The 3208-nt window shown below is 56.6% G+C and carries 5 protein-coding genes; all 5 read right to left on the bottom strand.

All coding sequences use genetic code 11. The features are described 5' to 3' along the window. Positions 1-413 (bottom strand): hypothetical protein (locus WD071_RS08255; RefSeq protein WP_368047887.1); only part of this gene is annotated, 413 nt, incomplete at its 3' end. Between the two features lie 10 nt (positions 414-423). Continuing rightward, entirely contained in the window at positions 424-1269 is an 846-nt protein-coding gene (locus WD071_RS08250; protein ID WP_368047886.1) for a type II secretion system protein J, read from the bottom strand. Continuing rightward, positions 1269-1841: a prepilin-type N-terminal cleavage/methylation domain-containing protein gene (locus tag WD071_RS08245; RefSeq protein WP_368047885.1), complete on the bottom strand. Its 573-nt coding sequence runs from the start codon at positions 1839-1841 to the stop codon at positions 1269-1271. The genes WD071_RS08250 and WD071_RS08245 overlap by 1 nt, the downstream gene beginning before the upstream one ends. Beyond that, on the bottom strand, positions 1834-2403 hold the full coding sequence (locus tag WD071_RS08240; RefSeq protein ID WP_368047884.1) for a prepilin-type N-terminal cleavage/methylation domain-containing protein: 570 nt from the start codon (positions 2401-2403) through the stop codon (positions 1834-1836). The genes WD071_RS08245 and WD071_RS08240 overlap by 8 nt, the downstream gene beginning before the upstream one ends. A gap of 112 nt (positions 2404-2515) precedes the next feature. Further along, positions 2516-3208 (bottom strand): type II secretion system protein (locus WD071_RS08235; RefSeq protein ID WP_368047883.1); only part of this gene is annotated, 693 nt, incomplete at its 5' end.

The raw sequence follows: 3208 nt of genomic DNA, 5'->3' as shown, positions 1-3208 counted from the left end.
CGCACCTGCACAGTACGACTGATATCACCACAGATGCCCTCACTGGTGATGGTGTAGTAGTTGACTCCATCAACAGTGGCATCAGTGACACAGGACACCTCTGCACTGCAATTACGCAGGCCGTCAGCCTCGAATTCGTATACCCGCGGCGTACCCGCATTATTCGGGCAGATCGCGGTCACGTTGTACTGCGGAAACTCGGTCGGTGGAAACAGCGCATTCATTGCGAAACTGGCACCTGACTCGGCCGCGTAGAAAGCCCGCGTCAATTGCACCTCCTCCTCAAACTGCTCGGCATTCTGCGACACCAGCAACTGAATGCCCACCGAGATGGATACCATCAGCGTGATCACAAAAATGGCAGCCGGTAATCCTATGCCGCGTTGGCGGCAGGCAGGTGTCAGTACTTGCATGGCTCGAGGATCAGGGCACATTGCGCATTAACACCTCATGTTTAAGCCGCACCACATCGCCCACTTCGGTAAAATTAAAATCCATGGATACGATGGCATTGCGACGCAGGGTACCGGGGATGATTTCAAATGCCGACAGACCGGTGTTATCAATGCTCTGACTGATCAGTTGCCGGTCAGGCGCGGTGGTCGGCAGGCAGGCTGGCGTTGACGGCGTGCACTGCGTGGATTGGAAGTCGTAGGCCTGATAACGAAACAGTTGCTGCCCCACCACACAGAAACTCACCGGTTCGTCGGCCACATAGAAACGCTGCACCGGGGAACGCCGCGAAAAGCGATGTGTCGCATCCAGGGTGATCGTCACCTTGCCATCGGCGCCACCAGTGTCCTCGATCTCATCTACCAGCGCGCGCGGCCCGGGTGAACCGCCGTCATACAGACCCTGCGTATTGATCGGATAAATCACCGCATGCACATCGGCAGGTGATGCCAGTATCAACTCCGGATTAAAGTCGATGGCGTCAAACTCAGTGCCCCCACCGCCGGTGAACGGCGCATCGATATAGGACGTCGCGCCAAAAAACGGCATGAATTCGAGGCATTGGTCACCACCCGCCTGTGCTGTCGTGACCCGTACACTGTTGGGCACGGCGTTGTGCAGTTCCATGGCAATCCTGTCAACCACCACCCGGCCGTTGGTGGCCAGTTTGTTGCGGTTGCCGGACGCGGCAAAACCTTCAATGGCGTCACCGATGTAACCAACAATACCCACCGCCAGTATTGATGACACCAGGATGGTCACCACGATCTCAATGATGGTAAACCCGCGCTGTGTTGTGATTCGGGAAGCTGCCATCAGAAGTTCGCCTTGTAGACACTGAACTGCCAGCCATCGGGCTGTTCTATATGACTGACGGTCAGGGTAATCAGCTTGGCATCCTTCTCATCAGTCAGATCATTGAGTGCCGTCGCCAGATTCTCTTCGGTTTCAGTGGCAAGCAGGTCAAGATATCGCACGGACACGCGGACACGGAAGTTCTCATACTCCAGGCGCTCGTTGCCTTCGGCATCCTGCAAGGGATCAGTCTGATCGTAACCTTCATCCAGATCGTGGTAGTCATCCACGTCATCAAAGTCGCTGCGATCGGTCTCGCCGCCATCAGGCCCAAAGTTGATCTCATCAGTGCAGTTTGTCCGGCAAGGCGGAATGCCGCGCGGCGCTGATCGCTCATCAAAACGCCGGGACAGGATTTCATCCAGGTAACTTTGTGCCAGCGCCACCGCACGAGTTTCCAGCATAACGTCCGAGCTGCGGGAAATGGCCCCGGAAATGGCGGCGGTCACACCCGCCAGCGAAACGGCCAGAATGACAATGACGGCGATCAGCTCGATCAGCGTCACACCACGTTGTGGGCGCAGGCTATTCAACACAATCTCCCGTGTAGGCATAACCGGCAGCGGACCAGCACACTGACATGACCTCGGTGTTGTTGATGCACAAACGGGCACCACTGCTGATGGTAGCGGGGAAACCGGCAGACCCGGTGACACCCCCTTCCTGCAGATCGCCCAGACTGTCGAGACGCAGCACAAACGGCGCCGCGCCAGTGACGGCATCAGTGCCGGCGGTGTCGGCACAACCATCCAGTTCATCCACATCACCGCTGAACGCCACACTGCGCACATCAACACTGGCTGTTTGCACCGAGCCGGTGCTGTCGCTGATGTCGATTTCAAGCGTATTGCCGGACGGCGTGATGGTCAGTTCAATATCGTTCCGCCCCAGCGCTTTCTGCTGCGCAGCGCGGGCCATGGACACCACCTGATCACGGGCAATGATGGCGTTGTAGGAATCCGAACGCAGAAAACGCGACATCACCATGGCAGACAGCACGCCAACCACCGCAATCACCACCACAATCTCGATGATGGTGAAGCCAGCTGGCAACCGCAGCCCGGGTGTCCTGATGATGGAGGCGTCGCGTGTCATAAACAGCCTGCGTGGAAGGAGAAGATCAGGGGAAAACTGTTGGTTCAGAATAAAACAAGGCCGCGGGTTTCTCAACCAGCGGCCTTGTGGTCTTAGTGTCAGCCGGGCTGTATTACAGAACTACCTGCAACACTGATCCAGCTTCGATCACGGGCGTACCCGTTGTAGCAAAAGGGAAGTACACGATAGCCGGAACATCCTGATCAGGGATAACACGTCGATTAGCATCTGCCGCATAGATGTAGATACAGAATTGATCTTCATCATCAACAGTCAACGCAGTTGCACCGGTACCAATCGAAGTTGGGCCCAAAACCGATTTAGCGACAAAACCAGTATTAATCCCGAAAAGATCGCTATTAGTGGCGCTCGGAGTGCCAGCGGTGTTTGGCGTTGTGGGTGTTGCCGTGTCCGGCGTAGTCAGGGCGGATCCTGTCACTGGCGCACGACCGGCTTGAAGTATCCCATTATAGACCGCAACACACTGAGCTTCGGCCTCAGTGGCTGTGCCGAAGACGCCCGTACTAGTGGTGTTGCCCGGAATGTCAAGCGGATATCCGCTTGACGCAACTCGGAGACCACCGTATACCGCACCACCATCCAGCTGTGAACCCGGAGCTGCCTGCTGCTGAGCAACCCACTGCGCCCGATACAGCGCCATACCGGTCTGCAGCGCAGAGGCGGTACCATCAACAACGGCGTCATGAGCTTCTTCTGTTACATCCAGGAACCGCGGCAGTGCCGTGGCAGCCAGAATACCCAGCAACAGAATCACCACCACCAGTTCGATGATTGTGAAACCTTT

Origin of the sequence: Pseudohongiella sp. (genome assembly GCF_040877505.1) — a bacterium.
In the GTDB taxonomy this organism is placed as follows: Bacteria; Pseudomonadota; Gammaproteobacteria; order Pseudomonadales; family Pseudohongiellaceae; genus Pseudohongiella.
The sequence above is the reverse complement of the archived record's forward strand: the minus strand, read 5'-3'. Positions and strand labels throughout refer to the sequence as shown.

Bases quoted from the DNA above. Each gene is read 5' to 3' on its own strand.
- WD071_RS08240 (WP_368047884.1), bottom strand. From the start codon at position 2,403: ATGACACGCGACGCCTCCATCATCAGGACACCCGGGCTGCGGTTGCCA.
- WD071_RS08250 (WP_368047886.1), bottom strand. From the start codon at position 1,269: ATGGCAGCTTCCCGAATCACAACACAGCGCGGGTTTACCATCATTGAG.